This window comes from Psychrobacter sp. PG1 (assembly GCF_014897815.1).
Taxonomy (GTDB): Bacteria; Pseudomonadota; Gammaproteobacteria; order Pseudomonadales; family Moraxellaceae; genus Psychrobacter.
Genome location: NZ_JABUZG010000058.1, coordinates 37,710 through 57,339, shown reverse-complemented (window position 1 = coordinate 57,339; position 19,630 = coordinate 37,710). Strand labels below are relative to the sequence as shown.

At 43.8% G+C, this 19,630-nt stretch carries 18 protein-coding genes and 3 tRNA genes; 17 read left to right on the top strand and 4 right to left on the bottom strand.

Annotated features, from left to right (window positions below; genetic code table 11):
• The first annotated feature begins 37 nt into the window (after positions 1 to 37).
• From INT03_RS09245 to INT03_RS09235, 3 genes are all read left to right on the top strand, one after another.
• On the top strand, positions 38 to 1,228 hold the full coding sequence (locus INT03_RS09245) for a type I glyceraldehyde-3-phosphate dehydrogenase (RefSeq protein ID WP_226950219.1): 1,191 nt from the start codon (positions 38 to 40) through the stop codon (positions 1,226 to 1,228).
• A gap of 162 nt (positions 1,229 to 1,390) precedes the next feature.
• Positions 1,391 to 1,481: transfer RNA gene (locus INT03_RS09240), tRNA-Ser, on the top strand.
• A gap of 84 nt (positions 1,482 to 1,565) precedes the next feature.
• Positions 1,566 to 1,656, top strand: a tRNA-Ser gene (locus INT03_RS09235).
• Positions 1,657 to 1,747: 91 nt separating this feature from the next.
• On the opposite strand, the gene INT03_RS09230 is transcribed toward INT03_RS09235, so the two are convergent.
• The 3 genes from INT03_RS09230 to INT03_RS09220 all read right to left on the bottom strand — a co-directional run bounded on the left by INT03_RS09230 (position 1,748) and on the right by INT03_RS09220 (position 3,600).
• Positions 1,748 to 2,482 carry a hypothetical protein gene (locus tag INT03_RS09230; protein WP_193008721.1) on the bottom strand — a complete coding sequence of 245 codons (735 nt, stop codon included), beginning with the start codon at positions 2,480 to 2,482 and terminating at the stop codon, positions 1,748 to 1,750.
• 326 nt (positions 2,483 to 2,808) lie between these two features.
• The gene (locus tag INT03_RS09225; RefSeq protein ID WP_045447190.1) at positions 2,809 to 3,150 is read right to left on the bottom strand and encodes a hypothetical protein; all 342 of its coding nucleotides are present in this window, start codon (positions 3,148 to 3,150) and stop codon (positions 2,809 to 2,811) included.
• Positions 3,151 to 3,524: 374 nt separating this feature from the next.
• Positions 3,525 to 3,600, bottom strand: a tRNA-Asn gene (locus INT03_RS09220).
• Positions 3,601 to 4,096: 496 nt separating this feature from the next.
• On the opposite strand from INT03_RS09220, the gene INT03_RS09215 reads away from it, so the two are divergent.
• The 14 genes from INT03_RS09215 (at position 4,097) to INT03_RS09150 (ending at position 18,855) form a co-directional block, all read left to right on the top strand.
• Positions 4,097 to 4,441: a DMT family transporter gene (locus INT03_RS09215; protein ID WP_055125113.1), complete on the top strand. Its 345-nt coding sequence runs from the start codon at positions 4,097 to 4,099 to the stop codon at positions 4,439 to 4,441.
• A gap of 1 nt (position 4,442) precedes the next feature.
• Complete coding sequence (locus INT03_RS09210; protein ID WP_055125112.1) at positions 4,443 to 5,015, top strand: TetR/AcrR family transcriptional regulator; 573 nt, start codon at positions 4,443 to 4,445, stop codon at positions 5,013 to 5,015.
• A 171-nt stretch (positions 5,016 to 5,186) separates the two neighbouring features.
• Positions 5,187 to 6,701: a betaine-aldehyde dehydrogenase gene (betB, locus tag INT03_RS09205; RefSeq protein WP_193008720.1), complete on the top strand. Its 1,515-nt coding sequence runs from the start codon at positions 5,187 to 5,189 to the stop codon at positions 6,699 to 6,701.
• A 117-nt stretch (positions 6,702 to 6,818) separates the two neighbouring features.
• A complete protein-coding gene (gene betA, locus INT03_RS09200) occupies positions 6,819 to 8,519 on the top strand; it encodes a choline dehydrogenase (RefSeq protein WP_193008719.1) in 1,701 nt (566 codons plus the stop codon).
• A 257-nt stretch (positions 8,520 to 8,776) separates the two neighbouring features.
• Positions 8,777 to 10,822, top strand: a complete 2,046-nt coding sequence (betT, locus tag INT03_RS09195) for a choline BCCT transporter BetT (RefSeq protein WP_193008718.1) — start codon at positions 8,777 to 8,779, stop codon at positions 10,820 to 10,822.
• A gap of 190 nt (positions 10,823 to 11,012) precedes the next feature.
• Positions 11,013 to 11,504 carry a M48 family metallopeptidase gene (locus INT03_RS09190; RefSeq protein ID WP_045447188.1) on the top strand — a complete coding sequence of 164 codons (492 nt, stop codon included), beginning with the start codon at positions 11,013 to 11,015 and terminating at the stop codon, positions 11,502 to 11,504.
• A gap of 163 nt (positions 11,505 to 11,667) precedes the next feature.
• Positions 11,668 to 12,153 carry a hypothetical protein gene (locus INT03_RS09185; RefSeq protein ID WP_193008717.1) on the top strand — a complete coding sequence of 162 codons (486 nt, stop codon included), beginning with the start codon at positions 11,668 to 11,670 and terminating at the stop codon, positions 12,151 to 12,153.
• A 200-nt stretch (positions 12,154 to 12,353) separates the two neighbouring features.
• Entirely contained in the window at positions 12,354 to 12,776 is a 423-nt protein-coding gene (locus INT03_RS09180; RefSeq protein WP_055125108.1) for a hypothetical protein, read from the top strand.
• 42 nt (positions 12,777 to 12,818) lie between these two features.
• Positions 12,819 to 14,015: a flavin monoamine oxidase family protein gene (locus INT03_RS09175; RefSeq protein WP_193008716.1), complete on the top strand. Its 1,197-nt coding sequence runs from the start codon at positions 12,819 to 12,821 to the stop codon at positions 14,013 to 14,015.
• The gene (locus INT03_RS09170; RefSeq protein WP_193008715.1) at positions 14,008 to 14,949 is read left to right on the top strand and encodes a DMT family transporter; all 942 of its coding nucleotides are present in this window, start codon (positions 14,008 to 14,010) and stop codon (positions 14,947 to 14,949) included. Before INT03_RS09175 ends, INT03_RS09170 begins: the two co-directional genes overlap by 8 nt.
• A gap of 357 nt (positions 14,950 to 15,306) precedes the next feature.
• Positions 15,307 to 17,067 (top strand): TrkH family potassium uptake protein, encoded by a 1,761-nt coding sequence (locus INT03_RS09165; protein WP_193008714.1) that lies wholly within the window; start codon positions 15,307 to 15,309, stop codon positions 17,065 to 17,067.
• A 57-nt stretch (positions 17,068 to 17,124) separates the two neighbouring features.
• Complete coding sequence (locus INT03_RS09160) at positions 17,125 to 17,826, top strand: potassium channel family protein (protein ID WP_045447178.1); 702 nt, start codon at positions 17,125 to 17,127, stop codon at positions 17,824 to 17,826.
• A 43-nt stretch (positions 17,827 to 17,869) separates the two neighbouring features.
• Positions 17,870 to 18,412 (top strand): DUF3124 domain-containing protein, encoded by a 543-nt coding sequence (locus tag INT03_RS09155; protein WP_193008713.1) that lies wholly within the window; start codon positions 17,870 to 17,872, stop codon positions 18,410 to 18,412.
• 29 nt (positions 18,413 to 18,441) lie between these two features.
• On the top strand, positions 18,442 to 18,855 hold the full coding sequence (locus tag INT03_RS09150; RefSeq protein ID WP_193008712.1) for a PaaI family thioesterase: 414 nt from the start codon (positions 18,442 to 18,444) through the stop codon (positions 18,853 to 18,855).
• Between the two features lie 91 nt (positions 18,856 to 18,946).
• Here the strand turns inward: INT03_RS09150 and INT03_RS09145 are convergent, their stop codons facing one another.
• On the bottom strand, positions 18,947 to 19,591 hold the full coding sequence (locus INT03_RS09145; protein WP_193008711.1) for a YceI family protein: 645 nt from the start codon (positions 19,589 to 19,591) through the stop codon (positions 18,947 to 18,949).
• Positions 19,592 to 19,630 lie beyond the last annotated feature (39 nt).

Genomic DNA, 19,630 nt, shown 5'->3' with positions numbered 1-19,630 from the left:
CGCTCAATTTTTTATCCCTTTATAGCGATATCCTTTTATGCCTGATTTTTCGAGCGCCACTTATCAATTAACGTCTGACCCATTAGCAGCAGCGGCGTTTCATGCATCTAGTGAGCACACACAGCCACTGAGGATTGCTATCAATGGTTTTGGACGTATAGGGCGCAATGTGTTGCGGGCATTGCTAGAGCGCTTTGAGGTATTAGGCCGTGCGATCCATGTCGTGGCAATCAATGATTTAGCACCAGCGGATATTTTGCTGCATTTATTAAAGTTTGACAGCACGCATGGTCGCCTAAGTCGCCTTGGGGTTAGTGCTGATATTGTGGCAAGTAGCAACGATGAAGCGAGCGATGACGGTAACAATAATAGCGCCACACAGCTTTGTCTGACAAAAAACAATTATACCTATTGTATCAATTTATTTTCAGAACCTAACCCTGCGCAGTTGCCTTGGCAGGCGCTGGGTGTCGATGTGGTACTAGAATGTACCGGACATTTTCGCTCTTATGAGCAAGCACAACTGCACATAGAGGCTGGCGCGCAGCAGGTGATTATCGGTGCTGCACCATTCGATGATGTCGATGCTTGTATCGTTATGGGCGTTAATACTGATGAGCTAACACGGGAGCTGCCGATTATATCGAGCGTTTCTTGTACCACGCAGGCATTGGTTCCTTTGATTGCGACGCTTGATACCGCATTTGGGGTAAAGTCAGCGATGATGACGGAGATTCATGCGGTTACCGCTGATCAGACAGTGCTCGATCAAGCGCACCGTGACCCAAGACGCGCACGAGCTTCTGGTTATAATATTATCCCAACCACCTCTAGCAGTATCGCGGCGACAGAGCGTGTGCTACCTGCTATGGTAGGCAAGATAAATGGGCATTCGATACGCGTACCTACCATTGATGTCGCAGCGATTGATGTGACTTTTGTTTTTGATACGCCCGATGTGTCTGTCGAGGCAGTCCGCGAGGCACTCAAATCTGCCAGTCAGGCACATTTGCGTGACATCATGGCTTATACGGATGAGCCACTGGTCTCTAGCGATTTTATCCATCAGACTGAGTCTTTGATCATTGATGGTCAGCAGCTCATGCAAGTGGGTAGCCAGTACAAGGTTTTTGCATGGTATGACAACGAATGGGGTTATGCCAATAGACTGCTAGATATGTGTCTACATCTGGCTTCTCATAAAAAACCTATCGTCAATCCTCTATAATAGAGTGACCGCGCTAACCTCGCTGCAAGTATCATATATACATCTGCACGCAGTTGCTTTGACTCTCTTTTAAACTGAATCAACGATAGCATCAAAATAATTTAAATTCGTGCAATTAATTGCTTGCATTCTCATGTTATATCGCTATAATAACGCACAAATGGAGACGTGGCAGAGTGGTTGAATGCACCGGTCTTGAAAACCGACAAGGGTTTGTAGCCCTTCGAGAGTTCGAATCTCTCCGTCTCCTCCAAACTCGAAAGCCGCAATCATTATTAATGATTGCGGCTTTTTTTTGTTGCATTTTTATTTTATATCGTTATAATAATGCACAAATGGAGACGTGGCAGAGTGGTTGAATGCACCGGTCTTGAAAACCGACAAGGGTTTGTAGCCCTTCGAGAGTTCGAATCTCTCCGTCTCCTCCAAATTCGAAAAAAGCCCTAATCAGTGATGATTGGGGCTTTTTTTATGCTGGATATTTATCCTATAGTTTTATAAATACTCTGCAGCACTTTTTTATTTCATTAGCGACTCATCAAACTTAATTTCCTGCCCATTCTCCAATATCAATGTGCCTTTACTGATCATGATGGTCAAGTCTTTGGTGTTTTTAATAGCACGCATAACGTTGATGTCTTCAATACTGCTCTCGATGATGATCTTGCCAGACTGCTCTGGTTTAATAGGCGGGTCAAACTGTGTTAGTGGTACGTTAAAGCTTTTGCCCTGCGCCAAGTTAGCATCTTGCATGGTCAGTGTGCCCTCAAAGCTTTGCATGGCGACCTTGCCATGATTAGAGAGCATAAACTGCAGTTTTACTTGATTTAAGCTGTCACTATCGCTGGTTTTGACTGGTAGTAGAGCGACAGGGTAGTTCTGCGCATTGGCACTATAAGCTGGCTGGCTGCTGACGATGGGGCTTTTTTTACCTGTTGGATTGTTTGGATGTAGTCGTTCGTATTCACGCTGTTGCACAAGGGCTTGCTTGATAGTGGTACGCGGCATCGCCCCCGACTCATAGGCACCGCTGAGTTTCATTCGCAACATGTAGCGGCTGAGTAATTGCTGCTCAGATTCAGGTAACTGCTCAAAAGTGGTGCCGAGTTTTTTCTGCCACTGGTCAGAGTTGGTCGGTATGGTTTTTTTGGTTGGGTCAGCGGCTGGCTGTGAGCAACCAGAAACGATTGGTAGTATCGCTAAGGCAATCGTCAATAACAAAGCTTTATTCAAGCGTTGATGTAAACTCGCCATGGTACACCTCCTTAGAACTCTTTATGGATAATAAAGAATGACAACAAAATAATGAGCGTTTTCTTAATATACCTCGTTTGATGAGAGGTTGTGTTTAATTATCGCTAAATGCTGTATCGCAAGCAAAATAGGCATATTTTTGTTATATGACAGCAAAAAGGGGTAGGAGACGTACTATTTATAATAAGTTTTGACAAGCAATCATGATCGTTATTTTTAGTCACAATAGCTATTTTTATTACGCCCACAAAAAAAGACTGAGTGCCGTTAAGCAAACTCAGTCTTTTTTTATTAACAGCAGTAACACCTAATGACTGTTTGAATGGTTAGTCATGAGTCTGGTCATTTTCTTGCAGCTCAGATAGTGAGTGAGTAATATTATTATTGTGGGTCACAACAATAGCCTCATCAATAATACGCTGGCTGACCCCGCGTTTACGCAGGCTTTCGATGAACACCTCATCATGGGCTAGGGTGTAGTCTTGATGATCGCGGTCAAGCCCTTGGCGAATATATAAACGAATAAGCCCTTGGATGCGTTTAAACCCCAACTCTTTTGAAGTGGCTTCTAATAGCGAAATCATCTCTTCAGACAAACGAATACTGATCGGGCGCATGATTTTTTGCGGATGATCAGAAAACTTATTTTTCACACGTACAGGTATCATAATAAACCATTATTTTTAGTGAGTAAGAGTGAAGCACTCAGACAAAAACTAACCCAATCAAAACTATCCTTACCATACAACAAAAACGCCTAAAAGAACACCGTAGCCATGCCAATCGCACTAGGTCATGTCCTCAATTCAATCTATTAACCTCTAAATGGACTAAAAATGGCTAAATTTTGCCAAACATCGTCAAATAGCTTATTAATATCTCGACATTATTTGTGCTACTGTCCTTGTTTGACGGCAATTTATCTCATTTTTGTCACCACTTTTAAAATGAGGACACGCCCTAAGATTGCGACTATCTTCTTAATTGAAAACGGCAACCATAAAAAAACCTTCATCAAATAATGATGAAGGTTTTTAGTATATGGCTCTCCAACCTGGGCTCGAACCAGGGACACACGGATTAACAGTCCGTTGCTCTACCAACTGAGCTATTGGAGAATAAGTTGGTATAACGATAAGTTAGATAAGCGCTATTGCTTGTCTTGTTTGCGTTATGTGGGGCACATTTTAGCCAAGTTGTTATAGGCTGTCAACCTTATTATGCCATTAATTATAAATATTGTTGTTATCTGTCAAAAATAACCAGTAATCCCTTATAAAGCGGGCTGTTTTGGCAAATTTTGACCGTTAAAATATTATTTTTTGACTAGGGCGTGTCTTCAATTCAATCGATAAATCTCTAAATGGGCTAAAAATGGCTAAAAGTGGTCAAAACCCTTATTTATGTAGGTTGGATATAAAACCTAGCGGTAATTTGATTCGACAAGGCGCCTATCTTTTTGAATAGTAAAACAATCTGTACCTCCCTCGAAACAAAAAAATCAGAAACAGCCCTTCACATTGCTAGAATATTTCTATAGAATACCGACCGTATGGTTTCTTTAATGTATATACATTATTAATATGTGATCAATCTGAGACAGGTAACCTAATTATGAGTCCCACCACTATTGCTTACGGTTATCTAGCCATCGCCATCATTTGCGAAGTGGTTGGCACGACCTTTTTAGTCAAGTCAGAGCAGTTTACGCGTTTGGTACCGACCCTGATTATGGGTGTGCTTTATGCCATCTCATTTTACTTATTAACTCAAACCATCAAAACCATACCGCTTGGTATTGCTTATGCACTGTGGGGCGGGTTGGGGATTGTGCTGACATCGCTCGTTGGCTTGATGTTTTTTAAGCAAAGTCTTGATACGGCAGCTGTGGTTGGTATCGCTATGATTGTGGGCGGTGTCGTGGTGATGAACTTATTCTCTAATTCTGTGGTGCACTAATATGGAAATGGAAAACGCTTACAAACGTAAAAAACAGCCCGAAGTTGTCCGTCGTGCGCTACTAGATCAGGCAGCGCGAATCACGTTAGAGCAGGGCTTATCAAAAGTGACCTTTCAGGCGGTCGCTGATGCGGTCGGGGTGACCAAAGGCGGGGTGATGCATCATTTCACCACTAAAAATGCACTCATCCTTGAAGTGTTTCATGATGCGATGGCTAGGTTTGAGGCAGAAGTTAATCAAGCCATGGCAGAAGACCCTGTGCGTTATGGCTCTTTTACTCGTGCCTATATCAATGCCACGATTAGCTTAGGCGAAAAAGGGCAGGAAGAGCTCGATAGTCAAGCAACCTTATATGCATTGATGCTAGGCGATAGCGAGTTACGTGAGTTGTGGGCCAAGTGGGCAAATGCACAATTAAAGAAACATCAAGCAACCGACAATACCGAAACATTATGTATGGTGCGTCTGGTGGCTGATGGTATTTGGCTCTCTGATTTTTCAGGGATTAGTATCTCAGATAAGACCTCTATTCATAAGCGTTTGATAAAAATGACGCAACCTGAGAATGAATAAAACACTGTTCTTAAATGATTGATCAAAGCAGCTTTTTTATTAAAAAAGCATTGAAAGACAGGCTTGTAGCAATAGGCTATATAAATTTATTTTAAACATTTAACCCATGACGACATCATTTAGCATTAGCTTGTTTATAGGGCTTTTGCCAGTCGTTAATAGGAGCACCGCATGACAGATTCAAAAACAGACCTCAACAACTTAACAGACATCATTGATTTAGAGAAGGTTCAAACCGCTTATATTAATGGCTGTTATTTGGCTGTCGATGACTCATTAACCACCTTTGAAGACATCAATCCAGCCACGGGTGAAGTGTTAACTACCGTTCAGCAAACGACCAGTGAACAGATTAACGAAGCCATAAAAGCGGCACAAAAAGGTCAAAAGGTTTGGGCGGCAATGACGGCGGTTGAGCGCAGTCGTATTTTGCTAAAGGCGGTTGCGATATTACGTGAGCGCAACGATGTACTCGCGTTACTTGAAACCAAAGACACGGGTAAAGCACTTTCTGAAACCAAATATGTCGATATCGTGACTGGTGCTGATGTCGTTGAGTATTATGCAGGGCTTGCGCCGATGATAGAAGGTCGTCAGATTCCATTGCGTGATACTAGCTTTGTCTATACTCGCCGCGAGCCACTTGGCGTCGTCGCAGGTATCGGTGCGTGGAACTATCCTATTCAAATCGCGATGTGGAAAGCAGCACCAGCGTTAGCCGCTGGCAATGCGATGATTTTTAAACCTTCTGAAGTCACGCCTTTAACGGCGCTAAAACTGGCAGAAATATTGACAGAAGCGGGCTTACCATACGGCGTGTTCAACGTCGTGCAAGGGGATTATAAAGTCGGCGAAGCATTAACCCAGCATCCTGATATCGCCAAAGTATCGTTTACTGGTGGCGTACCGACGGGTAAAAAAGTCATGTCGAGTGCGGCATCATCGTCGCTGAAAGACGTGACATTAGAGCTTGGTGGTAAATCGCCATTGATCATCTTTGATGATGCGGACATCGACACGGCTGCGGACATCGCGATGATGGCGAACTTCTATAGCAGTGGTCAAGTCTGTACCAATGGCACGCGCGTGTTCATCCCTAAAGCCTTACAAGCCAAGTTTGAAGAAGCCATATTATTGCGTGTCGAGCGTATTAAATTGGGCGATCCGATGGACGAAAATATTAATATGGGTCCATTGGTCAGCTTCCCACATATGGAAAGAGTGCTTAGTTATATTAAGCAAGGAAAAGCGAGTGGTGCGCGTCTGCTAACAGGTGGTGAACGTGTTACGACTAAAGGGCTTGCTAACGGTGCATTCGTCGCACCGACGGTATTCACTGATTGCAGCGACGATATGACCATCGTGCGCGAAGAAATCTTTGGCCCAGTGATGTCAATATTGACTTATGAGACTGAAGAAGAAGTGATTCGCCGTGCCAATGATACCGAGTATGGTTTGGCAGCTGGGGTCGTGACTGCTGACTTGACCCGCGCTCATCGCGTGATTGCACAGATTGAAGCGGGTATTTGCTGGTTAAATACGTGGGGCGAGTCGGCTGCACAAATGCCAGTGGGTGGTTATAAGCACTCAGGTATCGGCCGCGAAAACGGCATTGAAGCCCTTGAGCATTATACGCAGACCAAATCTATCCAAGTAGAATTGGGTAAGTTTGAATCGGTATTTTAATCACTTGTGCTGTGAAATTTTTAAAACGGTAAGGCTGAATTATTAGGACTAATTTGTCCTTTTGGCACCGCCTTACTGATATGAAATGATGGATTTTTTAATATTATGGAGCGTTTTATGACATCAACCACACCTGAATATGACTACATCATCGTCGGCGCAGGCTCAGCAGGCAATGTGCTGGCCACCCGTTTGACCGAAGATGCCAACATTAAGGTGTTGCTGTTAGAAGCGGGTCGTCCAGACCATCGCTTAGACTTTCGCACGCAGATGCCAGCAGCGCTCGCGATGCCGTTGCAAGGTACTACTTATAACTGGGGTTATAAGACCGATCCTGAGCCTTATATGAATAACCGCGTCATGGATTGCGGTCGCGGTAAAGGACTGGGCGGCTCGTCTCTGATTAATGGGATGTGTTATATCCGTGGTAATGCCTTGGATTTTGACGATTGGTCTCAAATTAAAGGTTTAGAAGATTGGACCTATTTGGACTGCTTGCCGTATTTCAAAAAATTAGAGAATCGCGATGCTGGCGAGAACGACTATCATGGCGTCGATGGTCCCGTCGAGATGACCACTTCAAAGCCAGGGGTCAATCCGCTGTTCCAAGCGATGATCGAAGCAGGCGTGCAAGCAGGCTATCCAAGCACGGATGATTTAAACGGCTATCAACAAGAAGGCTTTGGGCCGATGGATCGCTTTGTGACGCCTAATGGTCGCCGCGCATCAACAGCTCGCGGTTATCTTGACCGCGCCAAACCGCGTAGCAATATCACCATTTTGACGGGTGCATTGACTGACGTGATTTTGTTCGATGGCAAACGTGCTGTCGGCGTTAAAGTCGCCCATCAAGGTCAAACCAAGAATTTTTACGCGTCTCGTGAGGTGATTGTTTCATCAGGTGCGATTGCCTCGCCGCAATTATTGCAGCGCTCTGGTATTGGTCCTGGTCAATGGCTTAAAGATTTGGGTGTCAATGAGATTTTAGATTTACCGGGTGTTGGTAATAATCTACAAGACCATTTAGAGCTGTATATGCAGTACGAATGTAAGTTGCCAGTGTCGATTGCTCCTGCCAATAAATGGTGGAATAAGCCAGCCATTGGTGCCGAATGGTTGTTCAATGGCACAGGGCTGGGCGCCTCAAATCAGTTTGAAGGTGGCGGCTTTATTCGTACCGACGAGAAGTTTACCCATCCTAATATTCAGTACCACTTCTTGCCATTAGCAGTGCGCTACGATGGTCGTAGTGCAGTGAAGTCGCACAGTTTCCAAGCGCATGTGGGCTCATTGCGTTCGCCAAGTCGTGGTCGCGTCAAGCTGACCTCAAAAGACCCAAGCGCGCATCCGAGCATCTTGTTTAACTATATGTCTCACGACCAAGACTGGCACGAGTTCCGTGCGGCAATGCGTATCACCCGTGAGATTATGAATCAGCCAGCACTTGATCCTTATCGTGGTCGCGCCATTGCACCAACCGATGACTTGGTGACTGATGCGCAGCTAGACGAATATGTCCGTAATCATAGCGAAACGGCTTACCATCCGTCGTGTACCTGTGCGATGGGTGAAGGTAATGATTCGGTGGTCAATGGCGAAGGACTCGTACACGGCATCGATGGCTTGCGCGTCGTTGATGCGTCGATTATGCCAAATATCATCAGTGGTAATCTAAACGCCACTACCATTATGCTGGCAGAAAAAATCGTCGATAAGATGCGCGGTAAGCAGCTACCACGTTCGACGGTAGATTATTACGTTGCCAATGGTGCACCGCTTAGAACTGAGCCGATGCGCGCTTACCGCTCTACTGTATAAAGAACTATATGAGCTAATAGGCAATGAAATATATAAGCAATTCCAATAAGAAGACCTTTCCACGCAAAGGTCTTTTTCATCAGCGCTAACGTATTAAGTATTTTTAATACTGTTGTGGCTGCCTTTAATTGTCATTTAAATTTTTATTTACATCGCAATTTTCATTTATTGGTACTGCTTTGTGCGTCATACAGTCATCAAGTTATGACGGACAAATCAATATCAGACCCTGTTTAATTTACCTATTGAGGTCTTTTATGTACAGCTCGCCATCAAAAGATGCGACGAAACCCCTGACTCTAAACAAGACGGTTTTTTTAGGTTCAGCTATTATTTCTATTTTATTAATTATCTGGACGATTGCGTTTCCAGATTATAGTGAGACATTGTTAAGCTCAAGCATGTCATGGGTATCAGAGAGTTTTGGCTGGTATTACATGCTGGTGGTTGCCGCTTATAGTATATTTGCACTATTTGTTGGTTTTTCTAAATACGGCGATATCAAGCTTGGGCAAGATCACGAAAAAGCCCAGTTTCCTTTCCTAGCATGGGCCGCGATGCTGTTCTCTGCGGGTATTGGTATTGATTTATTGTTTTTTGGTGCCTCTGAGCCATTGATGCATTATTTAACGCCACATACGGGGCTGGAGCCTGCCAGTGCAGAAGCGATGCGCGAAGCACTTGCGCAAACCTTTTTACATTGGGGGCTACATGGTTGGGGTATTTATGCACTAATCGGTATGGCATTGGCATATTTTGCGTATCGTAAAAACATGCCATTGGCACTGCGTTCACCACTGACGCCTATCTTTGGCGAGCGCTTGATCAAAGGCTGGCTTGGCGATGGCATTGATACCTTTGGCGTCGTTTGTACCTTGATGGGTATTGCGACCAGCTTAGGTATTGGAGTATTGCAGGCCAATGCTGGATTGACCCATGTTTTTGGTATTGAATCTAGTAAAACAGTGCAGACGCTTATTATTGTAGGTGTCGTTGCTGCTGCGGCTATTTCGGCGATGACAGGTGTGGAAAAGGGCGTCCGCCGTTTATCTGAATTTAATATGCTATCGTCGATATTATTATTAATCGCCATATTGGTGATGGGTAATACGGTGTATTTGCTGAATACTTTTACCCAAAATATTGGTCAATACTTTCAAACCATTCTCTTTAAAACTTTTGATGTATATGCCTATGACGGTACTGCTGGTGCTGATTGGAAATCAGGCTGGACGATATTTTTCTGGGCATGGTGGGTCGCTTGGGCACCATTTGTTGGTCTATTTATCGCGCGTATTAGCCGTGGTCGTACCTTACGTGAGTTTGTCTTTGGCGTGATGTTTATTCCGCTGGGTTTCATTTTTGCCTGGTTCTCTATCTTTGGTAATTCAGCGATAGACTTGGTTGCTAATGGAGCAACTGAGCTTGGTGAAATCGCTGTTAATGACGCCGCCATGGGTATGTTTGCCTTGTTTGAGTATTTTCCTTACAGTGACGTTTTATCATTTGCTGGTGTGGTCATTGGTTTAGTATTCTTTGTGACTTCAGCTGACTCAGGTGCGTTAGTATTAGCGAATTTGAGCTCGCGCGGCATGACCAATGACACCGATGCCCCGGTTTGGTTGCGTCTGTTTTGGGCAGCAGCAACAGGTCTTATCACTTTAGGATTATTGTTTGCTGGCGGCTTTGCGTCATTGCAGTCAGTATCTGTCATTGCAGGTTTGCCATTCTCGCTCATTCTTGTACTTTATATGATGTCAATGTGGAAGTCGCTAAAAGAGGAAGGTAATAAACGTAAGGCAAGTACGATTGGTACGGCTAATGTGCTGGATAGTGGTAAGAGCTGGAAAGCACGCTTGCAACGTATCGTCAGTTTCCCTAGACATGCTCAAGTTGAACGCTTTTTACAAAATGTGGTTAGACCTGCCATGACGGAAGTTGAAAAAGAATTTGCGGCAGGCGGTCTAAAAACCTCTTTGGACATCCGTAACCCTGAACATATCGGACAAGATATAGATGAAGGCATGGATGAGAGTAGCGGTCAAATAGATGGTCTAAAATTACGGGTTGGACATGGCGATGAAGATGACTTTATTTATGAAGTAAATTTGATTAAAGCTGAGCGTCCTAACTTTACATTGAGCACCTCAACTAAGAATGCAGAGTACTATTACCGTGCGGAAGTGTTCTTAAGTGAAGGCTCACAAGAGTATGACTTGGTTGGTTACTCCAAAGAGCAAGTATTGGTCGATATATTAAATCAGTACGAGCGCCATTTGCAGTATCTACATTTAGAGCGTTAATTGATTTATCAACACGCCCTGAATATTTAAGTAAAAACACTTAAGTAAAAACATCGTAACAAACAACCCCATAAGTTGAATACAGCTTATGGGGTTGTTTTATGAAAAATAAAATAGGTAGATATAGGGTAAAATATATAAAGATACGTTTCGAGTTATCAGTTTCGAAATATTAGCAAAGGATAAGTTTGTGACCACATTAAAGTATATCGCTCATTATTCTGAGCAAGTTCAGACCCAAGCGGCATTGCTGATTAGCGATGGTAAATTGGGCGCATATCTAGAAAAAAAGTATCCCACTCAGCACCAAATAAAAAGTGATAAGGCGCTTTATCAGTATATCAATGAGATAAAGAACCAATATATGCGCAAAGTGGGACAGCTATCGAATGTTAGCTATAGCAGTAAATTAACGGTCCTCAAACATGCGCTAGGTATTCATACCACCCAGTCTCGCATACAGGGCAGTAAGCTAAAATCTCATAACAGCATCACCGTGGCGAGCTTGTTTCAAGAAGCGCCGCCTGAGTTTTTGCGCATGATTGTCGTGCATGAGCTGGCGCATTTTAAAGAGCATGAGCACAACAAAGCGTTTTATCAATTATGCTGTCATATGGAGCCTGAGTATCATCAGTTTGAGCTTGATACGCGGTTATGGTTGCACTGGCGCGAACTGAGTTGATCGCAGTGCTGTATTCTTTTCTTCTCAAAATGAGGACACGCCACAGATTGTATTTCTTATCATAATTTTCTTATCATAAATAATATTATACCTTTTATTAATATATTTTAGTGTATAGTTTAATAACGATGATTTTAATGATTGTTGATAAATGGAGAAGATGATGAAACAGATAGTTGCTACTGCAATTGCTATAAGCGCCGCCTCACTGATGGTTGGCTGTACAGCGACCAATGCTATGTCACAAAAGAGTGACGTCATTCCAGAGAATAAAAAACCGACGCCATCGATGTTGATTAATGTGACATCAGAGGATGCTCAAGTGCAGCTCATGTCGATGGTGCTAACTATGCAATCAGCGCAGCAAGGTGCCAATACTCGAGTATTGCTCTGCGGTCCAGCCGGTGATATGGCACTCCGTGACGCACCCAAAAGTGTGACCACAGCACAACCGCCTAAAAATATGAGCCCACAGGGTTTGATGCAAATGGTTATGAAGAATACCAATATCAAGGTTGAGGTTTGTGCGCTTTATCTACCGGGTAAGGGTATTGACCAGTCGGCACTGATTGACGGCGTGAGTGCTGCTGATCCTGCTGATATCGGAGCGTTAATGGTCGATCAAACCACCAAGATAATGAGCTTTTAAGCAGATAAAAAATGATTAGTAGTTTGATGAATAAAAAGGGTGTGATATCGACTATCGCATCCTTTTTTTGTGCCAATCCTCTTAGCTGGTGGAATTGCGTTATAATCCCAGCTAAGCACTGTTTACCAAGTAATATTCGCCAAGTACTCTTGGCTGAAAAACAAGTACCATAGATCCTAATTCATAAAAGGTTATGAGCAATGATTAATACCAAAATTTATAAAGCAATTTATACCTTAGCTGAAGAGTTATTGGAAGCTGATCGTATAGGTAATCAAGCAGCATTTGATGGGTTTTATGCTGAATTAGAAGCCATTTGTAACGATAATGAAAATACCGATAAAGACCATCCAGAACAGTGGGAAACATTGGCTGACTTTACTGAAGATTTAGACGAAGCCTTAGTTATTTATGACAAGGCCTTAGCGAAAGCGACTGCGATCAATTCAAAAGATCATCTGTCGTCGATTGCTTTTTCTATGGCAGTGTTACAGCTTGAGACAGGTAACAAAGAAGCGGCTATTCAAAGTCTACAGAATGCCAAAATTACGGCTAATAAGATTGAAGATAAAGAATTTAAGGTTGAGATAGACGAGCTGCTTACCAAGTTGTTGGCTGAATAATCTCAATACTGAATAGCTTCAACTAAGCAGGAATAATATGTTATGCAAAACCTACCTATTGCAATTATCGGTGGTGGTTTGAGTGGCTTATATGCAGCGTTTTTGTTAGAGCAACGAGGTATCGATTATATATTGCTTGAGGCGCGTGATAGATTGGGCGGGCGCATCACTGTTGCGAAATCATCAGTAGATCAGAATGCTAGTAATCAAAGTGTCGATCATGAAGAATCAAACGATGGCTTTGATTTAGGGTCATCGTGGTTTTGGCCAGAGTATCAGCCGCAGTTGAGCAGTCTTATTGAAATGTTGAATTTACCACGTTTTGCGCAATGCGAGGACGGCGATATGATGGTTGAACGTGCTGCCAATCAGTTACCTATCCGTACCCAAGGCTATCAAAGTTCGCCACCGTCTATGCGTCTCGTCGGTGGTATGGCATCCTTGACTGACGCTTTATATGCGCGCTTAAATCCTATGCGCATTATCACGGGGCAAATCGTAAAGCGTGTAATCAAGACTGATCACTATATCGACATAGAGAGCGAATGCAGCTCTGAACAGATGACAGCTGGTCAAATAACTACTTATCACGCGCAGCATGTGCTCCTTGCGCTACCGCCTCGTTTGGCGGCGAGTAACATCAAGTTTGAACCTGATTTACCACAGCCGTTGATAACAGAATGGCAAGAAACCGCGACATGGATGGCGCCACATGCCAAATATGTGGCGGTTTATGAGTCGCCCTTTTGGCGCAATCAAGAACTATCGGGTTCAGCGCGAAGTGCAGTAGGACCGCTTACTGAGATTCATGATGCGTCCTTGGTAGAGGGCGAAGGTGCATTGTTTGGCTTCTTTGGGGTTCCTGCTCACGTCCGTCAAAGCGTCTCAGAAACAGAGCTAAAAGTCCATTGTCGCGCGCAGTTGGTACGTTTATTTGGCGCACAGGCAGAGACGCCAACGGCTGAATATCTGAAAGACTGGGCGCAAGATTCATTGACCGCGACGCCTGCTGATGCCAGTGGCGCAGGTCAACATGCTGGCGCACCTATCGCTAAGCCAAATACAGGGGTATGGCAAGACTGCCTAACGGGCAGCGCAAGTGAATGGTCAGAGTCATTCTCTGGTTATATTGCTGGTGCTATCGACGCGGCAAATAAGGCAGTACAAGGTTTAGATTTAGGTTTGTCTGATGAGCTATCGTCATCAGCGTCACCATCCAATAGGATAGTTGATGAGTGAGTCTTTAGAACAGCAAGCTTCTCGCAACACCAGCACATGGCTCATCCCTTCTGCTTGCTTGTTAGGCGGAGGAGGTCTGATTGGTATTTCTACCAATTTGGCAAAATATGCTGGTGAGATAGGTGTTACACCACTGGCATTTCTCTTTTGGTCCATCACGGGCGCTGCTGCTATTTTATTGATCGTTGCATTAATACGGCACGAATTACCTCCCTTAAATGCGCGTAGCTTTGAATACTATTTTGTGGCCGCGCTCATCAGTGTTGCAGGTTCTAATTTACTACTGTTTTCGGCTATTCCACATGTGGGTGCAGGTTTCGTCGCGCTCATTATCTCGCTTCCACCATTGTTGACTTATCTTGGTGCATTGGCACTGAGGATGGAGCGATTTAATATCGTCCGCGCTTTGGGTGTCGCCGCGGCGCTTCTTGGCGCAGGAGTATTGGCAGCGCGTAAGTTTTCGACGCCAGACGCCAGTACTTTTTGGATTTTGATCGCGCTTTGCGGGCCAGTATTACTGGCTATTGGTAATATATATCGCACCTTACGCTGGCCTGATAAAGCGTCGCCTAGTGCACTCGCGCCAGGTATGCTAATCGCGGCGTCGCTGTTACTGCTGTCATTTAGTGTATTGCCTAATTTTTCAGTCAATATGCCGATAGATTGGCTGCCGCTAGGTCTGATTGGCATACAAGCCGCCGTATTTGCGGGTCAATTCTTATTGTTGTTTTTATTACAAAAAACCGGCGGTCCTGTTTTATTAAGTTTATTAGGCTCGGTCGGCGCAGTTGTCGGTGTGCCAGTGGCTATTTTTCTGCAGGGTGAGATGCCGCCAGAAGGGTTGTTTCTGGGTGCTTCATTGATCGCACTGGGCGTTGGTTTGGTAACATGGGGCGGGGTGAAAATGGTGACCACATCGATAGAAGACATGTAAAGATGACCATTGGGATATAGCGCTCATAAATACGCCAACCTATAAACTAATGAACTTACTAGGGCATATGTTTGCACTGCAACTATCCAAAAATGTAGCCATGTAAAAATGTCGCTATGCGACCCTCACAGTGATCATTTTTTATCTAATCCAACCTCACAAAACCTCGTTAAAACATAAATATTACCGTCACTGCCAATCTATGATTTATCTACAGCCATTTTAGCAATCAGCATGGCTAGGTATGAGTGTTCAACAGGGCATCATAATTGGTTACGATTATCTCAAATCAGTTTTTGTGAGTAACACAAAAAAGGAGTATAAATATCGTGGTTATTCCTATCATGGATTAGGGCGATGCATGCAGCCAAGCGTTATCGATTGTTAAATAATGTCACGATTGTCATTAGTATTATCGGCGTAGCCATTGCTTTATTAGACAGTGGTTTCACGCTGCCGATGTGGTTACAACAGGTTTTCCATATTTTTTATCTGGCGATTATTTTTTTAGGATTTGTTGTGACGGCAGGTCGTTACATCTATAGCAAAAAGCCGCTGACCCTAAATAAAGTCGCGGTCTTTGACTTACTGACCAGTATCGCGATTGTTATCCTATTGGCAGCACATTTCACTGATTTGGTGCGTTCTGGGATGTCGGTCGCTGTTGATGGTTTCGTTGCCATCAAAATTGCTGTCTTTGTGACCTTTATTCGTGAAATATCTGACCACGATTTTAATCTCAATCGTACCTTTCTAAACCCTGCACAGTTTTTTATCTTAAGCTTCCTGTCATTGGTATTGGTCGGTGCATTGCTACTGATGATGCCCAATGCAACGACGCAGCCGCTGTCTTTCATTGATGCGCTCTTTACCGCGACCAGTGCTGTCTGTGTGACTGGTCTCATCGTGGTAGATACGGCGACTTATTTCACAACTTTTGGGCAAGTCATTATCATGGGGCTGATACAGATCGGCGGCTTGGGTATTTTGACCTTTGTGACGTATTTTAGTTATTTCTTTAAGGGCGGTGTCAGTTATGAGACGCAGGCGAGCATCAGTGAGATGTCTTACATGCGCGGCATGGGTGATGTGGTATCGACCCTCAAATCTATCTTATATGTGACGTTTGCTGTTGAGGCAGTGGCTGCGGCACTCATTTATATCAGTATTTATGACATACCAGATATGGATTGGTCTGAGCAGTTATTCTTCTCTGTTTTCCATGCAATTTCTGCGTTCTGTAATGCTGGATTTTCTACATTTAGCGCTGGCATGTATGATGACGCGCTACGTTTTAATTATCCATTACAACTGATTATCGCTACGACCTTTATCTTTGGTGGCATGGGTTTTGTCATTGTGGTCAATGTGCTGCGTTATTTACGTGATCGTGCCGAGCGCCTGATCTATCGCCATGATCAGCGTTATATTTATCGACCATGGTTGCTCAATATTAATAGCCGCATAACCTTGATTACGACGGGCGCTTTATTGTTGGTAGGTCTCATCGGTGTGATGATATTTGAATATAACAATGTGCTGGCAGACCATCGCAGTTTTTTCGGTAAGCTTGTCACAGGGCTGTTTACTGCTGCCACGCCGCGAACCGCAGGATTTAATACCATCGACATGGGTGAACTCGCGTTTCCCACGATTATGTTGACGATATTTTTGATGTGGATTGGTGCCTCGCCAAACTCGACGGGCGGTGGTATCAAAACCAGTACGTTTGCGATTGCCCTGTTAAACACTTTGAGTTTGGCACGTGGTCAGACCAATGTTGAGGTATTTAAGCGCCAGATTGCCGACATCTCGATTCGTCGTGCATTTTCTATTATGTGGCTGTCTTTATTGGTCATCGGTATGGGCGTGACGCTCATCAGCTATGATCAACCAGAGCTTGATTTAATCAAGGTGGTTTTTGAGTGTTTTTCAGCTTACAGCACGGTGGGATTAAGTTTGAATTTGACGACAGAGTTATCAGATTTTAGCAAAATGGTGGTATCTGTCATTATGTTTGTTGGGCGCGTCAGCATGTTGACCATCTTTATTGCCCTACTCAAAAATAGACGCCAGCGCAATTATCGCTACCCAACTGAAGAAATCACGATCAATTAAATGGTCGTAAATAAGCCATTTCATCATTAAAAAATACTGAAAAAGGTTAATAAGGTTATGAAATATATCATCGTAGGGCTAGGGAACTTTGGCTCATCGCTAGGCATGGCGTTGACCCGTCAGGGGCACGAAGTGATTGCCATTGACAGCAGCATGCAAAAGGTTGAGGCGTATAAGGAAGTCATCTCTCATACCATCTGTATGGATGCCACGGATGAATATACCGTCAATGGCTTACCGATTGTCGACACCGATATCGTTATTGTCGCAATCGGTGAAGACCAAGGCGCAAACGTCATGGCGACTGCATTATTTAAAACCCTAAAAGCGAAACGTTTGATCAGCCGTAGTATTAATCCACTGCACGAAAAAGTGTTGCAAGCTATCGGCGTTGATGATTTGATTCATCCTGAAAAAGAGGCGGCCAATCGCTGGGCCAAACGGCTGTCGCTACGTTATTTCGTCGACTCGTTTGAGCTGAGTGATCATTTCAGTATGGTAGAGATTAGCATTCCCAAGTCGTTGATTGGTCAGACCGTTGACGACTTGCAATTGGAGCAAAAGTTTAATATTCGATTGCTTAGTACCCTGCGCTATGAGTATTATGAAGACAGCTTTGGTCGTACGCAAAGTAAGCCTAGTATTAAAGGTTTGGCTGCGCCTGAGCAAGTATTGCAAGATAAAGACGTATTGGTCATCTACGGTGCTAACAAGCATATCAATGAGTTTCTGCGTAGTGTCGGTGTAAAAATCAAATAAACATTTGCAACAGCCGTGACATGAAAAGGCAAAGGGGAAACTTATGAGTAAGTGCACTATATCCGTCTTGTTGCTTGCGACGATGGCATTGTTGTCAGGCTGTGATCAGACGCCGCAAGACCCGAACGTGTTGTATTCAGAAAAACATCAAGACCCTATTCAAGAGCTGGAGATGACAACAGCGGTTGATCGTAGCCAGTTTGCCTATAAACAAACCTTTTATGTGCCCATTTATTCTGACATCTACACCGATAGAGACAATCGTAAAGTATTGCTATCAGCGACTTTGAGTGTACGCAATACCACGCTAAAAAAATCACTGTATATCAATAAAATTGACTACTATGGCACTGATGGAACCTTTATAAAATCCTATTTAACCAAACCGATTGAGCTTCCAGCAATGGCCACGCTCAATTATATCGTCGAAAAAGAAGAGGATAAAGGCGGATCGGGTGCCAACTTTATCATCGAAGTCGAAGGGATAGATGAGACGGTCAAGCCAGTCATTGAAGCGGTGATGATCGGTAATTTTAGCAATAAAGGCTTTGCATTTAGTACAGAAGGTACGCCAGTGGTGCATTGATTAAGGATAACGAAATCCAAGGATGGGATATGTCTGCAACCAAAGAAGAAATTGTCGCCTTTATGGCGTTGGAATTTCCACAAACCAAATGTGTCATCGAGGCAGTCGGTGACAATCGCTCGACCTTATCACACGATATTGGTATCAATGAATTGCGTCCCGGTGGTACGGTCTCTGGACCAGTATTGATGAGCATCGCTGATGTGGCTCTCTATGTGGCGATACTTGGTAAAATAGGTATTGTGCCATTAACGGTGACGACGAGCTTGACCATTAACTTCTTGCGCAAACCCTCAGCAGAAGCACGTATTATCGCTGAGTGTACGTTGATGAAAGTTGGGCGCACGCTAATCGTTGGCGAGGTTGCGCTTTATTCTGAAGGCTCTCGCGACATGGTGGCTCATGTGGTTGGCACGTATTCCGTACCGCCTCAGGACGTTTAGCTATTTTTAGCCCATTTGTAAAATGAGGACAGACCCTAAAAAAGCAGTGCTATAAAAATCAATGTCATAAAATTAATGCTGATATGGACTGCTACTGTTTGGTTGCCTCGACCTGAATGTTTAAGTGAAGGTTTTTAGTGACGCCAAACCACGTATATTTATCGATATTCCATTTGGTGCGATCAATCATCGCCGTAAAATCCCCACCACAAATATCTTTTTTGAGCGTGGGATGTAGATAACAGTCAAACTTAGTCGCTGTTAAGCTAATAGGGTGGGTTTCGCCATGCAGCGTTAGATGACCGTCTACTTTTGTGACCATTGGGCGTGATTTGCCTTGGCTAAAATACCATTTGTTAGAATCAAAACGTGCCAACGGAAAGCGTTGCATATCAAAGAATCTAGGGCCTGTCAAAGTCTGCTTAAATGCTTTATTTCCCGTATTTAGAGAGCTGATCGGAATGACCAAGGAGATATTGCCAGTTTTTAAACTTGAGTCATATTGCAGTTGACCTTGGACATTATAAAAGCCGCCCGCAGTGGCAGGGGATTGGAAGCGTTCAATGGCAAAGCGCACATGGGTGCCAGCAGGATTGATGGTATAACTGGCGGCATGGCTGCTATGTGCAGCGCTTATTATTAATAATGGCAGTGTCAATGGCAGTGGCAGTGGCAGTGCCAATGTCAGTAAAGGGTAGATATTTGATTTTTTTAGAATAAAAGATAGGATGCTCATAGCTACATTCCTTTGCGGGCTATTGATAAATAAAGAACG